Origin of the sequence: Corynebacterium aquatimens, from assembly GCF_030408395.1 — a bacterium.
GTDB lineage: Bacteria > Actinomycetota > Actinomycetes > Mycobacteriales > Mycobacteriaceae > Corynebacterium > Corynebacterium aquatimens.
In genome coordinates, this window is sequence record NZ_CP046980.1 from 209,015 (window position 1) to 230,569 (window position 21,555).

Here is a 21,555-nt window from a genome sequence, read left to right on the forward strand (position 1 = left end):
CGGTGCTGCGTTTCCTAAACAGCGTCGATCCCGCGGAGGAACCGGCTGATCTCTTCGACGAAACCTTGCGGGTTTTCCACGTGTGGCAGGTTCTTCGTGCCCGGGATGCTCGCGGTGCGCAAAGGACCCGTCGTCCGGGTGCGCGCGAGGCGATCGATGCCCGTCCACACGCTTTGTGGCGGATGAATGGCCAAAACGGGGGCGGCGACCGGGGCGCTTGCGCGCCGGGCGGCTGCGTCGGGAAGCGAGATGATCTTCGGGGTGAGCAAGCGCGAATTCAAGATGACTCCGCGAAGAGCATTGGGGGTGCGCGCGGCAAGGATGCGTGCGTCCAAAAGCTCCTCGAAGGCGGGTGTGTTGTGGAAGGCGCGGGTGGTGTTGAGGAGCAACTCGCGGCGCCACAGCATGGGGATGCGGGATGAGAAGCGCTGAAGTAACGGGCGCGGGAGCCGCCCTACGCTAATGCGGATCAACATCGGGATGAGCTGCCACGGCCGGGCCATGAGATAGGTGCGAAGATCGTGCGGGTGAGCAGCAGAGATGGAGATCAGCGCTGTCGTGCGGTGCGGGTAACAGGCCGCGAATCCCCAGCCCATTGCGCCGCCGGTGTCGTGGCCGGCAATCACCGCGCGCTCGTGCCCGAGGGCCGTGATGATCCCATCGATATCACCCAGCGCGTAGAGGGCATCATTGCCGTGGCGTGAAGGCGGTTTGTCGGACAGTCCGTAGCCGCGCATGTCTACGGCGGCGACGTAGAACCCTTCGTCGGCAAGCGGTGCGATGACCTCGCGGAAGTCGAGCCATGCGCCAAACGTGCCGTGGATAAGAAGAAGCAGGGGATCGTTGGGATCCCCTGCGGTAGCGGCATGCAAACGGATGCCGCGGGTGTGCAGAAGCTGATGCTCCCACGGGCCTGGGAGCCGAAGCTCTTCCGGCGAGACAGCCAGGGTTTACTTCACCTTCGTGGAACCGGTGCGGTTGCCCGGAACGGTCGAGCCGGTACCGGTGGAGGTGTAAAGCACGGTGGAATCTTTGGCCAGGTTCTTCTGCGCGGAGCCCGGCACCAGGTTCTTCAGCTCATTGACAGAATCAATGGTCTTTTCCGGCTTGTTGATGGCCTTGAAACGCTTCACGCCAACGAGGGCGAGAACCGCGGCGGTGACCAGCATGAGCAGGAAGACGATGAGGAACGCCCACGGGCGGTCCATCCACTTGCTCAAAAGCTCGGCGAGGAAGAAGAAAAAGAAGAAGGAGGAGTACAAGCCGATCACGCCGGCAACTGCCAGGAGAGCACCGCCCATGACGCCCTTCTTGACTTCGCCAATGACCTCGGTCTTGGCCAGCTCAATCTCGCTGCGGACCAGCGTGGAAACCTGCTCGGTTGCGTTGGACACCAGCGTGCCCAGGGAGTCCGTCTCCGGCTGCGTCGCGTCAGTGTCGCGCAGCGGGATCGAATCGACGGAGCCTTGAACTTTGTAGCTGGTCGAACCGCTGGTGTAGAGACCCTTGTTGCTCACGTTTAAAAAACCTTCCTTTTTCAGCCCGTGCTAATACTAGCGAATCCTAGCGGATTGCACAGTTACAGAACGTTTTTACGTCTCTTTGCCACGTTGGCGCATCCACATTCCCACGGCTGTGAGCGCGGAAATGGTTGCCACGACGGATGCCCCGATACCGACCTCTTTAATCCCCGGTTTGGATACGAGAGGCTCGGGGTTTTTAAAGGTCATGATCTGCCACTCGTTGTCGAGCGCGTGCTTGCGTAGCGCCCGATCGGGGTTCACGGCAACGGGGTTTCCCACCATTTCCAGCATGGGCACGTCAGTAACCGAATCGGAGTACGCGTAGCTGCGCTTCAGGTCGTAGCCGTTGTCGGCGGTGAGCGAAGCTATGGCCTCCGCCTTCGCCTCGCCTTTGAGATAGCTGGTGAGTTCCCCGGTTAAAACGCCGTCTTCTTCCTTCACTTCGCTGGCGATGATGGTGGAAATCCCCAGCTCGCGGGCAATCGGCTCCACCAGAATCGACGCGGATGCGGAGATAATGATGAGGTCGTGGCCTGCGGCCGCGTGGACGTCGATTAGCTCGCGCGCTTCTTTGTAAATCGCTGGCGTGACCACACGCTTCATGGTTTCGGCGATGATGCTTTGGACGTCGGCGACATGCCAGCCGCTGACCATGGTGGATAACCTGTCGCGTTCCGCATCCATTTTCTCGTGGGAGTGGCCGGAGAACATGTATGAGGTTTTGGCCAGGTAGAGGCTGAGCGCTTGCTGCCACGAGATCAATCCGCTGGCCATGAATCCGCGACCAAATGCGTAGGCAGACGACGTGGCGATGATCGTCTTGTCCAAGTCAAAAAAGGCCGCGATTTTTGCCATGAGTGTCAGTGTAGCGCCGCGGCAGAGCCCAAAACCGTGAGTTTTCGCAGGTTTATCCACAGATTTTTGTTGAAGCATCCGCTTATCGACGAGTTATCCACAGCATTTTCGCTGGTCATTGCGCTGCACGAAAAATCCGGTCATGGTGAAGGCATGACTGTTCAACTCACACCAGTGGTGATCGCCATCGATGACGCGGTGCTTCACCCTGAGGCGACGCACATCGCTGCAGCGACGGGAAGGCCGATCGTGGAGGCGGTAAGCTCCGCGGAACTCGCGCGCCATTATTCGCGGGCACACGCGGTGTTCGTGGACACCGCCCGCCTTGAGGATCTTGCGGGCTTGCCGCCACGGCGCGGGGTGTTTTTGCTGGCAAACGACGGGGATGGGGATACGGAGGGGGCTTTTGTGCTGCCCGCGCAAGCCGCGGACGTGCTCGCCGCGCTGGGGCGGCTGCATGAGGCTGCCCCGGCCGTCGTTACGCATGGCGACGGCCGGGTGATCGCCGTGGTCGGCGCAGCCGGCGGAGCTGGGGCCTCGACGCTGGCGTGCGCGGTGGCGCGGGTGGCTGGGTACGAGGCTGCGCCCACGGTGGTAGACGCGCACCCGTTTTCCGGCGGGACCGACCTGCTGCTTGGCATTGAGGATCAGGTGGGGGTGCGTTGGGGCGACATGGATTTAGGGGAAGGCGCCGTGGATCCAGAGACGCTGCGCCGGGCGCTGCCGCAGACCCGCGACGGCATCGCGGTGCTCACCGCGGCGCGCGGGGGAATGGAGCTTGCCACTGCGGCGGCGGTGGAACGTGCCGTTGATGTCCTGGGTGCGGAGGGACTCACGGTGGTGGACGCTCCGCCGGCCGCGATCCCGCAGCGGTGTGACTTCGTGGCCATCGTCGTGCCCGCGGAGGTCCGGGCGACCGCCGCGGCGGCGCTGATCGTGGAACAGTGCGCGCGCAGTTCCATCCCGTGCGCGCTGGTAGTGCGCCATCGGGGGTGGTCGGGGATGGACGTGCGCGACATCGAACGCGCGGCGAAAGCTGAGTGCATTGCGCAGCTTCTCACCCTGCCCCGGCTGGTGAAAGCGGTGGAGACCTCTGGGCTCCCGTCCACTCTTCCCCGTGGATTAAGGCGAGCGGCCGCTGCCGTCGTAGAGCAGGTGTGGATGTGATGGCTGTGCACGTTACCGAGATCATTGAGAAGGTACAGAGGCGCCTTGCAGATGACCCTGCCGCCACGAGTCCGGCGACGCTGGCAGCGCTGATCCGTGAAGAGGCCGTGGTGATCAGCGACGTGGATGTCCTCGCGATCATGCGCAAGCTTCGCGACGATTCCATTGGGGTCGGTCCGCTGGAGAGCCTTTTAGCGGCGGGGGACGTCACTGATATCTGTGTTAACGGCCCAGACGAGATCTACGTCGATCGGGGCGGCGGACTCGCGCGCAGCTCGCTGGCGTTTAGCAGCGATGCCGACGTGCGTAAGCTAGCGACCCGCCTGGCCACGAGCTGCGGGCGCCGGCTCGACGATGCCCAACCGTTCGCGGACGGGCACATCACCCGTGATGATGGCACGATGCTGCGGTTCCACGCAGTCCTTGCCCCGACGTCCCATTCCGGGACGTGTATTTCACTGCGTGTGCTGCGCAGTTCCACGGCAACTCTGGAACAACTCCACGCGCGCGGGGCGATGGACACGCAGCGGTTGGAGCTACTTAAGGGGGTGGTTGAGCGTCGTCAAGCATTCGTGGTGGTGGGCGGCACGGGAACAGGCAAGACGACGCTGCTCTCTGCGATGCTCGCGGCCGTGGCGAAGCACGAGCGCATCATCGCGATCGAGGACACGGTGGAGCTCACGCCTGCGCACCCCCATGTGGTGAATCTGACCACGCGCGGGTCAAACACCGAAGGGTCGGGGGAGATCAGCATGTCCGATCTTTTGCGGCAGGCGCTGCGCATGCGCCCCGACCGCATCGTGGTGGGGGAGATCCGTGGGGCGGAGGTCGTTGACCTGCTCGCGGCGTTGAACACCGGCCACGACGGTGGGGCGGGCACCGTGCACGCGAACTCAATCGATGAGGTCCCAGCGCGGCTGGAAGCGCTTGCCGCATTGGGTGGGCTGGACCGGGCGGCGCTGCACTCGCAGCTGGCTGCGGCGGTCGATGTTGTTGTGGTGATGAAGCGGACCCGCACGGGCGCGCGCATCGTGCACCAGATCGGGGTGTTGGAAGGCAACCCCGTGAGCGCCAAGGTCGTGTGGGACTCCACGCGCGGGCCGCTCGACGGCTACGAGGAGCTGGCGCCATGAGTGTTTTACCAGCCGTTGTCCTTGCCGCCGCCATAACGATTGCCCCGCCGCGGGCCGCGCTGCGGATCGCTCCGCCAGTACCGCTGCACGTGCCGCCCGCGCTGCTGCCGGTCGCTGCCGTCGCTCTGACCGTGGCGGGCATGGCCGCCGGCAGATTCACGGTCGTGGCCAGCGCGTGCGTCGCGGTACTCACCGTGTGTTGGGCGGTAAGCGCCAGCCGCGACGCCGCGAATCAACGGGCCCGGCGCGTCGCACTCGCTGGGTATCTAGGCCACGTTGTCGCCGCCCTGAAGGCGGGCTCTACCTTGCCGTACGCGTGCGAGCGCGCCCGTGACCAACTGCCTGATTCAGCGCCGCGGGCTCTCGCCGGGGAGCTGGATCGCTTGGTGGGGCACACCCGCACCGGGGGCGACGGGGCGAGTCTGCTGCGGGAATCTACTCTGCGTGAGCTCCGCGATGTCGGTGCCCTGTGGGCGCTGTCGGCAAAACTGGGAATCCCCGTCGCCGACCTTTTAGCGAGCGCCCGCACGAGGATCGACCAACAGCTGCGCCACGCCGACGCCACCAACGCAGCACTGGCCGGACCGAAAGCGACGGCGGTGGTGCTCTCCGTCCTCCCGCTCGCCGGGATCATGATGGGGCAGGCCATGGGGGCCGCGCCGGTGCATCTGCTCTTCGGCGGGGGACTGGGAGGCGTGCTGCTTCTGATAGGAACGTGCCTGGTCTGCGCCGGTTTTGCCTCGTCCCAACATATCATCAGGAGGGCAACGCGATGAGCGTGCCCGTGTTGATTATCGCCAGCGTGCTTCTCATTCTTGCCCCCGTGAGCCCCGCCCTGCGGCTCGTGACTGCCCGCGGGCACACCCGGATGCTGAAGACAAAGACGCCCCGCGATGGCCCGGTGGATCGCCATCGGATCGCCAGCGATATCGAGCTCTTTGCCGCCTGCTACCGCGCCGGGCTTCCCACGCTGACTGCCGCTGAGGCAGTGGCGGAAACCTACGCTGCGGCGGATGCGTCAACCTCGGGTGAGACTCAGCCATGGATCCGTCTGGTGTCCTACCTGCGCCTTGGGATTGATTCGGAGACCGCGTGGGAGGTCATGGACGGCATCCCCGGGTGTGAGGAGCTGGCGTCACTGGTGGCGCTATCCCATTCGTCCGGAAGCGCACTGGCGGATGGCTGCGACCGCATTGCTGGCCAGCTCCGCGACCGCGCTGCCGACGATGCCTCAGCCGCGGCGGAACGCGCGGGCGTACTCATCAGCATTCCGCTCGCCGCGTTCTTCCTCCCGGCGTTCTTCGTCCTAGGCCTGGCACCAGTGGTGATCGGCCTGGGCGCGGAGATGTTTACCCAGTAATCAATCAACAAATCAACACTTGCCCACAACAAACAAAAACAACTACGAAAACAAATAGGAGAAAAAACCAATGAAAATCCTCACCACAACCAACGACTACCTGAACGTTCACCTTTCCGCGGCGCTGGAGAAAGCCAGGTCCCGTGCCGTGGCCACGCTGGCCAATGACCGCGGGATGTCGACCATCGAGTACGCCATGGGGTCTTTAGCCGCTGCGGCGCTCGCCGCGGTGCTCTACCTCGTGGTCAACGGTTCGGGCGTGGTCTCCGCGATCGAAGGGATCATTACTGATGCGTTGTCGCGCACCCCGTCCTAGAGCCCGCGTGGCGCAGGCGCTGGTTGGCGATCGCGGCTCGGTCACCATCGAAGCGGCGCTTGCGCTGGCCTCGCTGGTTATCGTCGCGGCGGCCATTATCGCTGGCGTATCGACGATGGCGGCCTACCTTTCCGCCATCGACATCGCCGGCGCGGCTGCGCGCTCCCACGCCATTGGAGTGGACTACAACCCGCCCCGTGGCGCGGTGGTGATCACGCAATCGGACGGGATGGTCACCGCTACGGCGCGAGTTCCGTCCCCGCTGCGCACGATGAGTGCGCACGCGTCCTACCCCGTGGAGTTCGAGTGAGTACCGCCGCGAGGGCTGCAACAATTCTGCGCAATGACCGCGGGTACGCCACGATTCTTGCCGCCGGGATCATTTCCGCGGTGGTGAGCGTGGCGCTCGTGGTCGTGGCGGCGGCGAGCCACACGGTGAACTCGCATCGGGCACAGGTCGCAGCCGAGTTGGCGGCGGTGTCCACGGCGACGGCGGTCTTCGCGCTGTCCGGGCTTCCCGGGAGCGGGGAGCCCTGTTCGGTCGGCCGTCGCACGGCGGAACACAACCGCGCCGATGTCACGTCCTGTGTTCTCGACGGAGCCGATGCCACAGTGGCGGTGAAGGTAGGCCGCGCCACGGCGGTTGCGCGCGCCGGGCCGCTCTAAAGCGCGGCCGTCATCGTGCTCAATGCGCCCAAAAGCGTAATGGCACCGGCCTTGTCCAAAGGCTGGTTGCCGTTGCCGCACTTCGGTGACTGGACGCAGGACGGGCAGCCCGATTCGCAGGGGCAGGAGCGTACTGCTTCATGCGTTGCGGAGATCCATTCGTGGAAGCGGGCGTAGCCCTCATCCGCAAACCCCGCGCCGCCGGGATTGCCGTCGTAGACGAACACCGTGGGCAGCATCGTGTCCGGGTGCAGGGCGGTGGATACGCCGCCGATGTCCCACCGGTCACAGGTGGCTAGCAGGGGCAGCAGGCCGATGGCGGCGTGCTCCGCCGCGTGGAGGGTGCCGGGAACATCCCCGGGGGCGATGCCCATGGCATCGAGCGCCAGGGGATCGATGGTGTACGCCACCGCGCGGGTCACCAGGGTCTGTTCCGGCATGTCTAGCGGGATGTGTTCGCTCACCGTGCCGTCGGCAAGCCGGACCACGTAGCCGGTCACGCGGTCGGTGACCTCCACGTCGACGTTGGCCACCCACAGCCCTGGCGCACTCACCGAGTCGCCATCGCTAGGGCCGATGATCCGGATATCGGTCACCGAACGGGCTTGGGTCGTGTAGTCCGGCATCTCCGGCCGAGCGAGCGCCACGTAGTCATCTAGCTCTAAGGACTCAATGACGAAGTATTCGCCCTGGTGGATGTACACCGCCCCTTCGTGAACCTGTTTCGCGGCGCGCGCGGAATCCACGGTGCCCAGCAGCCGTCCATCGCTTAAATCAACGATCATCACGTGCTCCCCGGAACCGCCGCGGAGGCTGACGGCGGCGTGGGCTGTTTCGGGGGTCAGTGGGCCGTCGATAAGCGGTGCGGGGAACCACCCGCGTGGGCGCTTGCGCAAGAAACCTTGCTCCGTGAGGTCGCGCACCACCTCATGCGCGCCAAGGACGTCCACGTCCGCCTCACTCAGCGGCTTTTCCACGGCCGCGCAGTACACGTGGCCCGCCAAGACAAAGGGGTTTGTTGGGTTGAACACGCTGTTTTCCACTGGTTTATCAACCAGCGCGGCCGGGTGGTGCACGAGGAACGTGTCCATCGGGTCGTCGCGGGCAACCATGACCACCAGGGAGGATTGGCCGCGGCGCCCGGCGCGCCCCGCCTGCTGACGAAACGACGCGATCGTGCCCGGAAAACCCGCCATGACCACGCTGTCTAGCCCGCCGACGTCGATGCCGAGCTCCAGCGCGTTCGTCGTGGCCATGCCCAGTAAGTCCCCGTTGTCCAGCGCACGTTCCAGTGCCCGCCGGTCCTCGGCCAGATAGCCCGCACGGTACGAGGCGACACGCGAAGCAAAGTCCGCGCGCCCTGCGGCGACGAGGTCCTCGGCCGCGCGCATCGCCACGATCTCAGCAGCACGCCGGGAACGCACGAAGGTTAAGGTGCGCGCGCCCTGGTCGATCAGGGTGGCCATGATCGCGGCGGCGTCTGTGGTCGCAGGGCGGCGCACGGGCGCGCCGTTTTCGCCCTCGGCGCCCTCGATGAACCCCGGCTCCCACAACGCTATGGTCTGCTCACCCGTTGGTGCGCCATCGTCCGTGATGGCCTCAACCGTGCGGCCGCACAGGCGCGCCGCGTGCGCCGCTGGATCGGCGGTGGTGGCGGACGCGAAGATCACGGTCGGTGCGGACCCGTAGGCATCAGCCAGGCGCAGCAATCGCCGCAAGACCAGCGCTACGTGTGCGCCGAACACACCCCGGTAGCTGTGGCATTCGTCGACGACCACGTAGCGCAGCCGCCGCAGAAACCGCGCCCACCGCGCATGGGAGGACAAAATCCCGGCGTGCAGCATGTCCGGATTGGTGAACACGAAACGCGTGGACTCACGGATCGCTCGCCGCGCATCCACGGGGGTATCGCCATCATAGGGTGCCGGGTGTATGGCATTGTCGCCGGTGAGCGCGGGGTTGCCACGCACCATCTGCGTCACCGCGTGCAGCTGATCTGATCCCAGTGCTTTCGTCGGCGTGATGTACATCGCGCAGGCGGTGGGGTCATCCGCCAACGCGGAGAGCACCGGCAGCTGGTACCCCAGCGATTTTCCGGACGACGTCCCCGTCGCCACCACCACGTCGCGGCCCTCCCACGCCAACTGGGCGCAGTGTGCTTGGTGGGAATACAGCTGGGTGATCCCGTCGTCGATAAGCGTGCGGCGCACGCCCGGCTCGACCCACGACGGCCACTGCGCGTGCTGCGAAGGGCGAGGCGCGATGACCCGCGTGTGCGTGATTGTTCCGCTGGGCAGCGCGCTTGATAGGGCGGCGATGAGTTCGCCCGCAAAGGTGGAATCCACGCGTCCTCCTTCCCGCTCGCCCAGCACTTCCTGCTAAATCATGGCACACTGGTGTGCGCTCCAAACGAAAGGTTTATATCTCATGGCTACCGGTACGGTTAAGTGGTTCAACGCGGAGAAGGGCTTCGGCTTCATCGCTCCTGATGATGGCTCTGCGGACGTGTTTGTCCACTACTCGGAGATCCAGGGCAACGGCTTCCGCACCCTGGAAGAGAACCAGCGCGTCGAGTTTGAGGTGGGTGAGGGCGCGAAAGGCCCGCAGGCCCAGCAAGTCCGCGCGCAATAAGCGCCCGCTTATCGACGCTTGGGGGCAGCGTTTCGGCCTACAGCGCCGAGACTCCCCGGCGGACGTCGTTCCATTCAAAGAACGCCTGCTGGGCTTTTTGTATGCCCCAACCCACGAGGCCGCCTAGGGTGACTCCGATAGCCATGGCGAGAAGTGGGTAGTCGGCGAACAGGGTGCCGCCGAGGTAGCCGACGCCAACGCCGATGGATGCCCACAGAAGCACCCCGATCGTGTCGTAGAAGAAGAACAAGAACCAGTTGTACCTCACGCTGCCCAGCGCGATCGTGGCAATCCACCGCGCCCAGGGCAGGAAGCGTGCCACGATGATGGTGACTCCGGCGCGTTGGTTCATATTCACCCGCACCCACTCCATGGCCTTGCCGGCTTTCGATTCCGGGTCGAGCCGGTTGACCACCCCGATGAGGCGGGAACCCAGCATGTAACACAGGTTGTCGCCGATGATCGCGCCCGCCGTGACCGCGCCGATCAATACCCACGGGTTGGGCACGCCGCGGGAGCCAGAAAAGGCGCCCGCGAGGTTAATCACGGTTTCGGAGGGGACAAGGGGGCACAGTGCATCAATCGTGATGAGCAGGCCCAGCAGAGGGTAGAAGATTGGCTGCACCATAAGCTCTTCGAGGAAGCTGATGAGCGAATCAATCACGGTGCGCGTTCCTCCTTGCTTAAGATTTGTACCCGGCAGCGCTTTAAGCGAGTGTAGTGTCTAAGCGAAACCCGTTGGTTGGAAAAGTCAGACCTATATTAAGGAGTCACATTTAACGTGGCAGGCAATACCGGATCGAAGACCCTTGTCATCGTGGAGTCCGCGACGAAGGCAAAGAAGATCCAGAACTACCTGGGCAGCGACTACGTCGTCGAGGCCTCCGTGGGGCACATCCGCGACCTTCCCGGCCGCGCAGCTGACATCCCAGCCAAGTACAAGAAGGAGCCCTGGGCAAAACTTGGCGTCAACCCCGAAGACGGGTTCGCCCCGATCTACGTGGTCGGACCGGACCGCAAGAAAAAGGTCAGTGAGCTCAAGGCGAAGCTGAAGGACTCCGACAAGCTGTTGCTCGCGACAGACCCGGACCGCGAGGGGGAGGCCATTGCCTGGCACCTGCTGGAAGTTCTGAAACCCAAAGTCCCGGTCGAGCGCATGGTGTTCAACGAGATCACCGAAGCGGCCATCAAGGAGGCGGCCGCCAACACGCGCGAGCTGGACATGGACTTAGTCGACGCCCAGGAAACCCGCCGTATCTTAGACCGCCTCTACGGCTACGAGGTTTCCCCGGTTCTGTGGAAGAAGGTCATGCCCCGCCTGTCCGCGGGCCGCGTGCAGTCCGTGGCCACCCGCGTCATCGTCGAGCGTGAGCGCGAGCGCATGGCCTTCATCTCTGCCGAATACTGGGATCTGGCAGCACAGTTGCTGCCCCCGGATGGGAAAGGCGAGGGCAACGACACGTTCGACGCGAAGCTCTCTACCGTCGACGGCGCGCGCATTGCCCAGGGCCGCGACTTTGATGACCGGGGCAACCTCAAACAACCGCGCGGCGAAGGCCGCGTGGTTGTCGTCGATAAGCAACGTGCTGAAGCTTTAGCCGATGGCCTCATTGATGCGGAAATGCGCGTGTCCAACGTTGAGGAAAAGCCGTACAAGCGCGGACCGTTCGCGCCGTTTATGACCTCCACGCTGCAACAGGCGGCGGGTGCGCGGCTGCACTTCACGTCGGCGCGCACGATGCGAATTGCGCAGCGCCTCTACGAAAACGGGCACATCACGTACATGCGTACGGACTCGACGAGCTTGTCCGCCCAAGGTATTTCCGCTGCACGGTCCGCGGCGACCGAGCTGTACGGCCCCGAGTATGTGGCCGCCGCCCCGCGCCGATACGACCGCAAGGTGAAAAACTCCCAAGAGGCGCACGAGGCCATCCGCCCGGCCGGTGAGCGCTTTGCCACCCCCGGTGAGCTGGCAAATTCGCTGGACGCGGAGGAGTTCAAGCTCTACGAGCTGATTTGGCAGCGCACCGTCGCCTCTCAGATGCAGGACAAGCGCGGCACCACGATGGTGGTCACCCTCGCCGCTACCTCCACGGGTGGCGCAGACGTTGAGTTTGAAGCCCGCGGAAGCTCCGTGACCTTCCCAGGCTGGGAGCGCGCGTATTCCGACACCGCCGAGGCTAAGGCCAACCAGCTTCCGCAGCTGTCCACGGGAGACACCGTGACGGCCAAAGAAGTCACGGCCGAGGGCCACTCCACCAAGCCGCCGGCCCGCTACACCGAGGCCTCCTTGGTCAAAAAGATGGAAGAACTGGGGATTGGCCGCCCATCGACGTACGCGTCGATCATTAAGACAATCCAGGACCGCGGCTACGTGGTCACCCGCGGCAACGCGCTCGTGCCCACCTGGGTGGCGTTTTCCGTCGTGGGGCTCATGGAGCAAGGCTTTGAAGCACTCGTGGACTACGAGTTCACCTCGTCGATGGAGGACGAGCTCGATGAAATCGCCAGCGGCAACGAGGACCGCACCGCGTGGCTCACCGGCTTCTACTTCGGCGATGACAACGCGTCCGACACGATCGCCGAAGCCGTCGCGCGTCACGGTGGACTCAAGCACATCATCGACAACAACCTTGAAGCGATCGACGCCCGCGCGGTGAACTCGCTCGAGCTGTTCCGCGATGACCAGGATCGCCCCATCTACGTGCGCGTCGGCCGCTACGGTTCCTACATCGAGCGCCAGGTCGGCGTCACCGACGAGGGCGAGCCCGAATACCAACGCGCCAACCTCCCCGAGGCCACTACGCCCGACGAAGTCACACTGGAGATGGCCGAAAAGCTCTTCGCCACCCCGGCGTCCGGCCGCGAGCTGGGCACCAACCCCGCCTCGGGCCGCACCGTCGTCGCGCGCGAGGGCCGCTTCGGCCCCTACGTCACCGAGCTCGTACGCGACGATGAGCGCGCCACCGCCGAGGCCTCCGCCCTCGAAGTCATTGCCCAAGAGCGCGCGGCAGAAGACGCCCAGCGCGCGGCAGAGGGCAAGCGCGCCAAGAACTGGGAGACCAAAACCGCCACCGCGGCGAAGGAAAAGCGCATTGAGCAGCTTATCGACGAGCAACTCAAGCCCGCCACGGCCTCCCTCTTCGCGTCCATGGAGCCATCCAGCGTGACCTTAGAAGAAGCGCTCAAGCTGCTCAGCCTGCCCCGCGAAGTGGGTGTGGACCCCGCCGACGGCGAAGTGATCACCGCTCAGAACGGCCGCTACGGCCCATACCTGAAGAAGGGCAGCGACTCGCGCTCCTTGAGCAGCGAAGAACAGATCTTTGACATTACCCTTGAGGAGGCCCGCCGCATCTACGCGGAACCGAAGCGCCGCGGCCGCGCCGCCGCGAAGCCGCCGTTGAAGATGCTCGGTGACAACGACGTCTCCGGCAAACCCATGAGCATCAAGGAAGGCCGCTTCGGCGCCTACGTCACCGACGGTGAGACCAACGCGTCGCTCCAACGCGGCGACACCCCCGAAACCATGACCGACGCCCGCGCCAACGAGCTCCTCTCAGCCCGCCGCGCCCGCGAAGCCGAATCCGGCGGCAAAACCGCCGCCGCCAAGCCAAAGCGGACCACAAAACGCGTCGTCAAGGCCAAAAAGAAGTAGCCCCGGCGCGCGGCCCACGGGTCGATCCTGAATTTGTTGACACCTCGCGCGACCCCGGCCGTGGAAAACCCCAGGTCGCGGTGGGCTGAGGTGGGTTCAGGTGTCAGGATCGTCAGGACTGTCGGGCTCGCTAGTGCTTATCGGCCATGGTGGGCCGCACGGGGCGCGCGAGTTGGGTCATTTTGAACCGGCCGCGCAGCTCGATGGACTTCATGCGGGTCCACCGCTCTTGTTCCTCCTTGTCGGCGCGTTCCAGCGTGGACGTGTTGGTGAGCACGCGGCCCGGGGTGTCCTTGGCCAGATCGGTTAGGCGGGAGGCGGTGTTCACGGCGTCCCCAATGACCGTGTATTCAAAGCGATCCTCGCCGCCGATGTGGCCAGCAACGACTTGGCCAGCGGCGACGCCGATGCCCGCGTCAAGCTCGAGGCCACGCAACTCCTGGCGCAGCTCCCTCGCACATGCCAGGGCGCGGGTGGCGTAATCCTCCAAGCTCAGAGGCGCGTTGAAAACAGCTAGTGCCGCATCACCTTCGAACTTGTTAATCACACCGGAATTACGGTGGACCACGCTGACCACGATCTCAAAGAATTCATTGAGGGCCTCAACGACTTCCTTTGGTGAACGCTCAACCGCCAGCCCCGTCGAGCCCATGACGTCAACGAAGACCACGCCGACCTCGCGGAGCTCGCCGCCGAGTTCCGGCTTGTCCTCAAGCGCTTTCGCAGCGACCTCCGAACCCACGTAGCGGCCGAAGATGTCGTGCAGGCGCTGTCGTTCGCCCAACCCACGGATCATCTCATTGAACCCGGCCTGGAGAACGCCCAGCTCAGAGCCGTCATAGATGTCCACCTGCGTGTCGGTTTCGCCTTTGCGCACCCGGTTGATCGCGTCTTGGAGGTCCATGATCGGGTCCACCACGCTCATTACGGTAAACGCAGTGCCCGCGAAGCCGGTGATCAACGCGGTGAACGCCAGCGCGGAAATCGCCGGCATCAGCTCACCAGGGTTGTTGCGGAAGAAGCCGTTGTACTGCGCCACGAGGAGCAAGAGGATGCCCACGAGCGGCAGCGCCGACGTCATCACCCACGTCAAGTACATGCGCTGGCGCACCGGCGGTTCCAGTCCGCCTTCATCGGCGTCGCTCCCCAACACGCTCGAAGAGATCGGGCGCATCAAACGCTCCGCCTGAACATAGGTGAGCAGCATGCTCATCAGGCCCGCCATCGTCGACGCGATGCCCACCACCACGGCCAACCGCGGGCTTTCGCGCCCGGACGCCGCTGTCGCGATCAGGATGCCCACCAGCCACACAACACCAACGACGAGCGTCTGCAGCACCGGGATCCGCAAAATGAGGCGCCGCACCGTCGAGCGTTTATAACGCTGCGGGTTGCGCTGCCAGTACAACACCGGTCTGAACAGGGCGAACGACACCAGTCCGCCGAGCACCACGGCCACGAAGAGGTAGATGATCCCCACCTCAGACACGCCGACCGCGACGTCGCCCAGCAGGCTCGCCTCCGGCATCGGGATGAGGAAGCGCACGTAGTACATGATCGCCACGGCACCCACGACGTTGGTGAACAAAAGAACCGCTGCGTAGAGCGGCCATGGCGTCGACCACAGCCATCTCAGATCACGCAGGAATTTATTCACGCTTTAATACTCTAGTCCTCCTCTACGCGGGCACAGCCGCGTAGAGAAAAAACCCATTAGCGGGCACAGCCGCGTAGAGAAAAAACCCATTAGCGGGCACGACCGTGTAAAGAAAAACCCCACACCTATTCGTCGAAAAGCGAACCGCCCCACACTTCGCCCTCCCGGGTGCCGCGGGGGACGGCGAAGACGGCAGAGCCGATGTGCGTGATCCAATCGTTGAGCCGGTCGGAGGCATCGAGCCGTTCCTGGATCACGTTGAACTGCTTCAGCGGGTCCTTCTGGAAACACACGAAGATCTGCCCGCTTTCCGACGACTCCTCCCCCGCACGCACCGGCATGACGTAGTTGTACGGCCGCCGGAAGATGCGGGCCTGCATCTCGGGTGTATCAGGCTTGTCGGAGCGCGCTTTCGCCAACGCCATGTGGGAGTTCGGGTCGATCACCGGCAGGCCGTAGTGGTCACGGGTGGCGAAGTCAGGTTCGTCGAACTCATCCGTGCCGGTCAGCGGCGCGCCGGAATCCAGCTTCCGCCCGATCACGGCCTCACGCGACGGCCGGTCGAGGATGTCCCAGGTGTCCAGGTGCATCTCAATGCGCCGCACCACCATCGCGGTGCCGCCGCGCAGCCACTCTGGCCCGTTATCAATCCAGACAACGTCGCCAAAATCCGCGACCCCCGGGTTGCCGGTCCCGTCGAGTTGCCCGAAGTGGTTGCGCATCGTGTAGCCGGATGGAATAGCGCCGTGCGCGTGCAAAAACCCATCCTGGGTCCACCGCGGAGCCACGTAGGTCCGCCCGGCGGCGGTGAGGAATCGTGCGGCGTGCGCCACCATCATCGGGTCGTCGGCGCAGATTTGGAGGGCGAGGTCGCCGCCCGACCATTCGTCGTCAAGCTTGTCGCGCGAATACTTCGGCAGGGGGGCAAGCCACTCGGGCGCCTGGTCGCTCATACCCAGCTTCTCAAACAGTCCCGGCCCGTACCCCACGGTGATCGTGAGGTTCGCGGTCACCGTGTCAAGCTCCCGCGCGAGGTCAGCGCGCGGCGCGACACCGCTGCACAGCCGCCGCGCGTCCTCTGTCCACACGCGCATTAGCCGCGCCACATCACGCCGCGTCTCCCTGTCTTTGCGCAGGTCAAACGCCACCATCTTCAAAAATGAGGGGTGCGGCGTGGCAATGCCCGCCTGATGCTCGCCGTCAAAATCAACGCGGGAGTCTTGGAGCAATTCGCTTCTCGACGGCCCCCCTTCCGCCCCCGAATCCTCCCTCGCGCAGCCGGCCGCCCCCGCGAGACCGGCGCCAGCTACTCCGGCTGCTGCGCTTCCCGCGAGGAACGTTCGGCGTGAAACTGGTCTATCCGTCATACTCTTCCTTGCCCGCAGGCTGTTCCTGCACGGGCACGTCGGTGGTCAATTCGGAGCCGTCTTCGCACTTCACGGTGACGGTGACCTGGTCGCCGGCAGCGACTTCACCCGGCAGGTCAAGCGCCATCAGGTGGTCGCCGCCAGGCACCAGCTTGGCCGTGCCACCCGGCTCGATGGTCAACGACTCCTTCTTCTGCATCTTGCCATCCACAACCTCGTGGATTTCAAAGCGGGCGCCTTCTAAAGAGATAGACGTCCATTCCGTCACCGTGACGGCCGTGTCGCCTGCGTTCTTGAGCTCGCCAAAGCAGGCGGTCATGCCGGCGCTGCCGTGGTCCATTCCCTCGTGGTCCATCCCCTCATGGTCCATTCCCTCGTGCGCCGCTGCATCATCGGCGGGCTTCGCCTTGCAGTACCCATCGACCAACACCAGGTGCGCGGCTTGGCCTTCCACGGCGTCGGTCGTCGCGCTTTCGGAAGCAGCCTCGGCTGCCGTGGTGGTCTGGCCCTGGGAGGAGCTCATGTTCGTTTCGGACGAATTGGTGCATCCCGTGATCGCCACGGCGGTTGCGGCGCACAGTGCGAAAGCGGTGATGGTCTTTTTCATAGGGGTCTCCTTTGTCTGCGAAGAACGTTTCATCCCGGTTGAGTGTCCTGCCGGTTATCAGATTTAGTCGCGCACATCTGAAGGATAGTTCCCGGCCGGACAGGTGCTCGACCCCCGGATTCGGTCAGTCTCCGCCGCCGTCGCCGCCGTCGCCACCGTCACCGCCATCTCCGCCACCGTCAGATCCGCCGTCGCCGTCGAAGCCGGAGGAGAAGCTCGAATCAAATCCTGCACCGATCGTGTCCGGGTCCCCAACGTGGGAAAACTCGTACTCGCCGGCGAAGAAACCGACGCCCACGCTCTGGCCGTTGTCGCCGGTCTCACCGGGAGGGTACACCACGACGGTGTTCCCGCCGCTAGTCGTCGAGTCCCCGTTGCTCTCGGGCCGCCCGTGGAGCATGTAGTCATACATGACGTGGGAGTTAATGATCTTCCACCGCACCAGCGATGCGTACGTTACGGGGCCGGTGTGCACCCAAATCGGGTCGCCGATACTGGGCGCCGGCAGGGCGTAGACCAGCGGGCGCGCGTCCTCATCTTGTTGCGAGGTCCACGCGATCGTGTTCGCCAGCGTGCGGCACAGCGCGTTCTGCCGTGCCGCCAATTCGTCGAAACACGGCTGGAAATCCGGCGCCCCCACGCGCGCCGCAAGTTGCGTGAGTTCCGCATCGATGGCTTCGGCTTCGCCGCGCATCTGCTGTTCGTGCAGTGTCCGCTGCATGTAGTACACGTCGGCCTGCAGTCGGTCGAGGTCAGCGCGTTGCGAGGCGGGGAGGCCGCGTCGGACACCGAGTTCTTTTTCCAGGTTGTGCCCCGCGTTGATCATCATTGTTAGCGCATCGTGCGCGCGGAAAATCGCGTCCTGCTCGCCTTGCGTGAAGCGACCCTTCGGCGCAATGTGCCGCGCCGCTGGCAGCGCCATCATCACTTCCTGTTCGAGGCGCTGGAAATCGCGTTCCAGCTGGTCCGCCCCGCCGAGTTCACTAAGTTGCGGGAGCACAAGCCTGCTTTTCGACGCCCCCTCCCGCGCAGCTCCCTCCAACCGATCAAGGTCTGCTAGCTCCGTTTTCGCCAGGCGCGCGACGTAGCGGCGGCGGAAGAACCGGTTACGTGCGCGTTTGAGCCACCGGGGATTCACCAGGGCATAAAGAAAGAGCCACAAGAACGGACCGACTATAAGAAGAAGTAATAGCGAACCAAGATCTATCTTCCACTCGTCCCCCGCGAGCCACACCACGGCTACAAACAACCCCGTGGCCACTACTATTGCGAGGTCGATCTGGTCCGAGTGCGCGTGAACTTGAGGGTTGAAAAACGCACGCCGCTTATCGACGAACGTCACACCCCCCGTCGCCTCCATCGCCGTGGTTGCATCAGGTGACGTGGCTTCCCTAGTCCGCGCATCGTGCTGGGCGGCTGCTGCCCTGGATTCTTCTTCCCGTAGTTCAGCAGGGGTTTTCAACACCGATCTGTCCGGCCTGCCGACGTCTAGGCGCCTCAGTTCCTGTCGCCCCTGCGGAGCTGGCGCTGCACCGCCGGTGTGAGCGTCTGAGTAGGGATCAGTCTCCGCCATGGCTGGCACCTCCGTGTTTTTAATAATTCCCAGCTTGTAGCGCCCACAATAGTGCGCCACCCCGACACCGGCAGTCGGTGTCGGATTCGGGACGTAGAGTAAGTGCCATGCCAGCCGCGCCACCTACTGCCCAGCCCGCCACGCCCACCCCGGCACCCGATTCCGCTCCGCGCTCCGTGACCGCGCGGTTGGCGGATATGCCCAGCGTGCGCGCGGTCGTCCTCGATGCCGCGGCGGCCGCGCGGGGTGCCGCGGGCTCGGATGAACGTTCCATGACCCATTCGTGGCTGTTCACAGGCCCGCCGGGTGCGGGGCGCTCGGTCACCGCGAAGGCGTTTGCCGCCGCACTGGTGTGCACAGACCCTGATGAGATCGGTTGCGGCCGCTGCCAGAACTGCCTCGATGTCTTCGCTGATCGCCACACGGACGTGGTGCACATCGTGCCCAAAGAGTTGGTAATTCACACGGAGGAGGTGCGCCGAATCATCGCGCAGGCGTCACGCTTGCCGACGATCTCAGCGTGGCGCGTCATCATCATCGACGATGCCGATCGGTTCTCCCAACCTGCGGCCGATGCATTCCTCAAGACGGTAGAGGAGCCGCCCGCATCCACGGTGATCATCATGTGTGCACCGTCGACGGATCCGGAGGATTTTTCCGTCACGCTGCGTTCCCGGTGCAGGCATGTGTACATTCCCGCCCCGTCGAAAAGCGAAATTGTGCGTCTTTTGATGGCTGAGGGGGCCAGCGAGTCCGATGCGCAGCTGGCCGCCGCGACGTCGCTGCGGCACGTGGGCCGCGCGCGGCGTCTGATCCGTGACCCGGGTGCGCAGCAGCGCCGCGCCGCCGCGATTAACCTCGCTGAACTGGTGTTTGAGGGTGACCAGGCTTTCAAGGCCGTCGCGAGTTTCGTGGCCAACGCGGAAAAGGTAGCCAAGACGGATTATGGGGAATCGGATGCCGCGGAGCTCGATCGCTTAGCAACGTCCCTCGGCGTCGGCGCGAAAGGCAAGGGCGCCGCCCAGGCACTGTCGGGCGCGGCCGCTGCCATCAAGGAATTAGAGAAGAAACAAAAGGCCCGCGGCACCCGCCGTACCCGCGACATCCTCGACATGGCCCTGGTCGACCTCGCCGCGCTGTACCGGGACGCAATGATGATCAGCTCGGGCGCCCGCGTCGAACTGAACCACCCCGACTTCGAGCCGCTGTCCCGCGAGCTCGCCGACCGCGTGGGCCTCAGCGGCCTCACGGCCTGCCAAGACGCCATCGCGATCTGCCGCGAGCACCTCGACCAGTCCGTCCTTCCCCCGGTGGCCTTCAACGGCCTGATCGGCCGGCTGCGCATCGCCTGCAACGCTCACTGAGCCCCCGATTTCGCGATCGCGGCGGGCGTCGGTTATGCTTTTCCCCTGGCGGATCTCCGCCGCGCCACCTTAGCTCAGTCGGTAGAGCATCTCACTCGTAATGAGAAGGTCGCGAGTTCGATTCTCGCAGGTGGCTCCATCGAAACCCCAGCTAGAACGGTGTTTTAGCTGGGGTTTTTGGGTTAATAGACAAAAAGTGTGGGTTAATAGACAAAAAGTGTGTCTGGTCGGCGTGTCGCCGGTGGGGCACGCTTTTTGTTATTTGAGGGGTCCTTTTCTGATTCCTACTGAGTGTTCGTAGTCGGTTGGGATAGCGTTGTCGTAGAAGGCTGGTCGGCCTGTTTGATGGTCGGATTCGTTTCGGTCTTTAGTGACGAGATCGGGAACTTTGGCGAGTTGATCTTGTCCGAACCTGCACTGCCTGGCGATCTGTAATGGGGCGTCAGGCAGTTGCGTTTTCGAGTGCAGGTACCATTCGAGCATTTTGCGTTGCCGCTCTCCTGATCTGCCGCGGTGGGCGTCAGCGATGCGTTTGAGTTGGGCGTTGATCCCGCCTTCAAGACTGTTGGTGGTTGCTGCCCACCGGTCGGGTTCGAGTGCGTCTGTCGGGGGTTGGAGGTAGGTGAACAGCCAGTTGTTGCGTGAAAGGTGCACAAGCGAGTTGTAAGCCCTACGCACACGGATATGGGTCCATTCCCATTGGTGGTTGAGGGTGCGGCGCTCTTTGGGTAGGAGTGTTTTCTCGTTGAGGAAGGCCTTGTAGACCACTGCGAAGTCGTGTAGACGCAGCGTCCATTCCCGGGCTTGGTCCACGGTGGTGATCGTGGTCAGTTTCAGCGCTAGTGCATAGATGGCCTTGCCGGCATCGGTGCGGGGGCGTGTTGTGGTGTAGCGGCGGACAACGCGTTGGGCATGGACGAGACAGCGCTGGATCAGCGTGTTGGGCCAGCAGGCTTTGATGGCGGATAAGGCGCCTTGGCCGCCGTCGAGGACGACGCATAACGGTGCGGCGATGCCGCTTAGTAGTTGAGTGTAGGCGTGGGCTGATTCGCTTTTAGCCCAGTGCCAGGCGATGACGTGGTCGCGGCTTGCGGCAACCAGCAGGCAGCCAGCGTCGGTGTAGGTGCCGTCGATGAAAATCTGGTCGTAGACCCGGTGTGGGTCTGGGGTGTTGGGAACATCGATGAGCCAAAACGGGGCGAACCGGCGGTCGAGCGTGCGGCGGGAGACGTTCAAGGTACCAGCTACGTCGTTAAGTGACGCTGTGCCAGTGACGTAGGCGTGAAACGCTGTGAAGTCCCGAGCTTGGGTTTGGTCGGTGCGGTGGCGTATGAAGGTGGCTCCGCAGTCTTTGCACCGCCACCTAGTGGAGCCTTTGGGAGTGGGACCGTTTTTCTTTGTTTCCCCATGACATGAGGGGCATCGTGGTCTGTTTGGTGTCACCGGGAAAGCACACCAACACCCCGCTAGCACATGAAGGTGCCATTCCGGTGGATTGAACGAAAAACGAGCCAGAATAAGGCGAAAAACCCTATTCGAGCCCGATTTATGCAGCCTGATCAGCAGATATACCGGAAATCAGACACACATTTTGTCACTTAACCCGGGTTTTTGCTCGTTTTCGATTCCGCGAGTTGTCCCGAGTTGTCCCAGGTTGTCTGAATTATTACCGAGCACAGAA

At 63.9% G+C, this 21,555-nt stretch carries 20 protein-coding genes and 1 tRNA gene; 11 read left to right on the forward strand and 10 right to left on the reverse strand.

Translation table 11 applies throughout. From position 1 onward, the window contains the following. Positions 1 to 14: 14 nt before the first annotated feature. From CAQUA_RS00935 to CAQUA_RS00945, 3 genes are all read right to left on the reverse strand, one after another. On the reverse strand, positions 15 to 872 hold the full coding sequence (locus tag CAQUA_RS00935) for an alpha/beta fold hydrolase (protein WP_231375491.1): 858 nt from the start codon (positions 870 to 872) through the stop codon (positions 15 to 17). Positions 873 to 950: 78 nt separating this feature from the next. After that, positions 951 to 1,517: a phage holin family protein gene (locus CAQUA_RS00940; RefSeq protein WP_196824911.1), complete on the reverse strand. Its 567-nt coding sequence runs from the start codon at positions 1,515 to 1,517 to the stop codon at positions 951 to 953. Between the two features lie 75 nt (positions 1,518 to 1,592). Continuing rightward, positions 1,593 to 2,378, reverse strand: coding sequence for an HAD family hydrolase (locus tag CAQUA_RS00945; protein WP_196824910.1), 786 nt, complete (start codon positions 2,376 to 2,378; stop codon positions 1,593 to 1,595). A 153-nt stretch (positions 2,379 to 2,531) separates the two neighbouring features. On the opposite strand from CAQUA_RS00945, the gene ssd reads away from it, so the two are divergent. The 7 genes from ssd (at position 2,532) to CAQUA_RS00980 (ending at position 7,020) form a co-directional block, all read left to right on the forward strand. Beyond that, positions 2,532 to 3,545, forward strand: a complete 1,014-nt coding sequence (gene ssd / locus CAQUA_RS00950; protein WP_196824909.1) for a septum site-determining protein Ssd — start codon at positions 2,532 to 2,534, stop codon at positions 3,543 to 3,545. Beyond that, entirely contained in the window at positions 3,545 to 4,678 is a 1,134-nt protein-coding gene (locus CAQUA_RS00955; protein WP_196824908.1) for a TadA family conjugal transfer-associated ATPase, read from the forward strand. Before ssd ends, CAQUA_RS00955 begins: the two co-directional genes overlap by 1 nt. Continuing rightward, positions 4,675 to 5,454, forward strand: coding sequence for a type II secretion system F family protein (locus tag CAQUA_RS00960; RefSeq protein WP_196824907.1), 780 nt, complete (start codon positions 4,675 to 4,677; stop codon positions 5,452 to 5,454). The genes CAQUA_RS00955 and CAQUA_RS00960 overlap by 4 nt, the downstream gene beginning before the upstream one ends. Beyond that, positions 5,451 to 6,038: a type II secretion system F family protein gene (locus CAQUA_RS00965; protein WP_196824906.1), complete on the forward strand. Its 588-nt coding sequence runs from the start codon at positions 5,451 to 5,453 to the stop codon at positions 6,036 to 6,038. The genes CAQUA_RS00960 and CAQUA_RS00965 overlap by 4 nt, the downstream gene beginning before the upstream one ends. 70 nt (positions 6,039 to 6,108) lie before the next feature. Then, positions 6,109 to 6,354 (forward strand): DUF4244 domain-containing protein, encoded by a 246-nt coding sequence (locus CAQUA_RS00970; RefSeq protein ID WP_196824905.1) that lies wholly within the window; start codon positions 6,109 to 6,111, stop codon positions 6,352 to 6,354. Further along, entirely contained in the window at positions 6,329 to 6,664 is a 336-nt protein-coding gene (locus tag CAQUA_RS00975; protein ID WP_196824904.1) for a hypothetical protein, read from the forward strand. The genes CAQUA_RS00970 and CAQUA_RS00975 overlap by 26 nt, the downstream gene beginning before the upstream one ends. Beyond that, complete coding sequence (locus tag CAQUA_RS00980; protein ID WP_290178503.1) at positions 6,661 to 7,020, forward strand: Rv3654c family TadE-like protein; 360 nt, start codon at positions 6,661 to 6,663, stop codon at positions 7,018 to 7,020. Before CAQUA_RS00975 ends, CAQUA_RS00980 begins: the two co-directional genes overlap by 4 nt. Here the strand turns inward: CAQUA_RS00980 and CAQUA_RS00985 are convergent. Then, on the reverse strand, positions 7,017 to 9,365 hold the full coding sequence (locus tag CAQUA_RS00985) for a DEAD/DEAH box helicase (protein WP_196824903.1): 2,349 nt from the start codon (positions 9,363 to 9,365) through the stop codon (positions 7,017 to 7,019). The two genes, CAQUA_RS00980 and CAQUA_RS00985, sit on opposite strands and share 4 nt — an antisense overlap. A gap of 82 nt (positions 9,366 to 9,447) precedes the next feature. On the opposite strand from CAQUA_RS00985, the gene CAQUA_RS00990 reads away from it, so the two are divergent. Continuing rightward, complete coding sequence (locus CAQUA_RS00990) at positions 9,448 to 9,651, forward strand: cold-shock protein (RefSeq protein ID WP_196824902.1); 204 nt, start codon at positions 9,448 to 9,450, stop codon at positions 9,649 to 9,651. 37 nt (positions 9,652 to 9,688) lie between these two features. Here the strand turns inward: CAQUA_RS00990 and CAQUA_RS00995 are convergent, their stop codons facing one another. Next, positions 9,689 to 10,315: a DedA family protein gene (locus CAQUA_RS00995; RefSeq protein ID WP_196824901.1), complete on the reverse strand. Its 627-nt coding sequence runs from the start codon at positions 10,313 to 10,315 to the stop codon at positions 9,689 to 9,691. Between the two features lie 117 nt (positions 10,316 to 10,432). Between CAQUA_RS00995 and topA the strand changes: the two genes are divergently transcribed. Then, positions 10,433 to 13,306 carry a type I DNA topoisomerase gene (gene topA, locus CAQUA_RS01000; protein WP_196824900.1) on the forward strand — a complete coding sequence of 958 codons (2,874 nt, stop codon included), beginning with the start codon at positions 10,433 to 10,435 and terminating at the stop codon, positions 13,304 to 13,306. Positions 13,307 to 13,436: 130 nt separating this feature from the next. Here the strand turns inward: topA and CAQUA_RS01005 are convergent, their stop codons facing one another. From CAQUA_RS01005 to CAQUA_RS01020, 4 genes are all read right to left on the reverse strand, one after another. After that, complete coding sequence (locus CAQUA_RS01005) at positions 13,437 to 14,963, reverse strand: adenylate/guanylate cyclase domain-containing protein (RefSeq protein WP_196824899.1); 1,527 nt, start codon at positions 14,961 to 14,963, stop codon at positions 13,437 to 13,439. A 125-nt stretch (positions 14,964 to 15,088) separates the two neighbouring features. After that, entirely contained in the window at positions 15,089 to 16,330 is a 1,242-nt protein-coding gene (locus CAQUA_RS01010) for a Dyp-type peroxidase (RefSeq protein ID WP_196824898.1), read from the reverse strand. After that, positions 16,320 to 16,937 carry a copper chaperone PCu(A)C gene (locus tag CAQUA_RS01015; protein WP_196824897.1) on the reverse strand — a complete coding sequence of 206 codons (618 nt, stop codon included), beginning with the start codon at positions 16,935 to 16,937 and terminating at the stop codon, positions 16,320 to 16,322. Before CAQUA_RS01015 ends, CAQUA_RS01010 begins: the two co-directional genes overlap by 11 nt. Positions 16,938 to 17,061: 124 nt before the next feature. After that, a complete protein-coding gene (locus tag CAQUA_RS01020; protein WP_196824896.1) occupies positions 17,062 to 18,510 on the reverse strand; it encodes a hypothetical protein in 1,449 nt (482 codons plus the stop codon). Between the two features lie 197 nt (positions 18,511 to 18,707). Between CAQUA_RS01020 and CAQUA_RS01025 the strand changes: the two genes are divergently transcribed. Continuing rightward, positions 18,708 to 19,874 (forward strand): DNA polymerase III subunit delta', encoded by a 1,167-nt coding sequence (locus tag CAQUA_RS01025; protein WP_231375908.1) that lies wholly within the window; start codon positions 18,708 to 18,710, stop codon positions 19,872 to 19,874. A 63-nt stretch (positions 19,875 to 19,937) separates the two neighbouring features. After that, positions 19,938 to 20,013, forward strand: a tRNA-Thr gene (locus CAQUA_RS01030). A gap of 119 nt (positions 20,014 to 20,132) precedes the next feature. Here the strand turns inward: CAQUA_RS01030 and CAQUA_RS01035 are convergent. After that, on the reverse strand, positions 20,133 to 21,317 hold the full coding sequence (locus CAQUA_RS01035; RefSeq protein WP_196824321.1) for an IS1249 family transposase: 1,185 nt from the start codon (positions 21,315 to 21,317) through the stop codon (positions 20,133 to 20,135). Between the last annotated feature and the right edge of the window lie 238 nt (positions 21,318 to 21,555).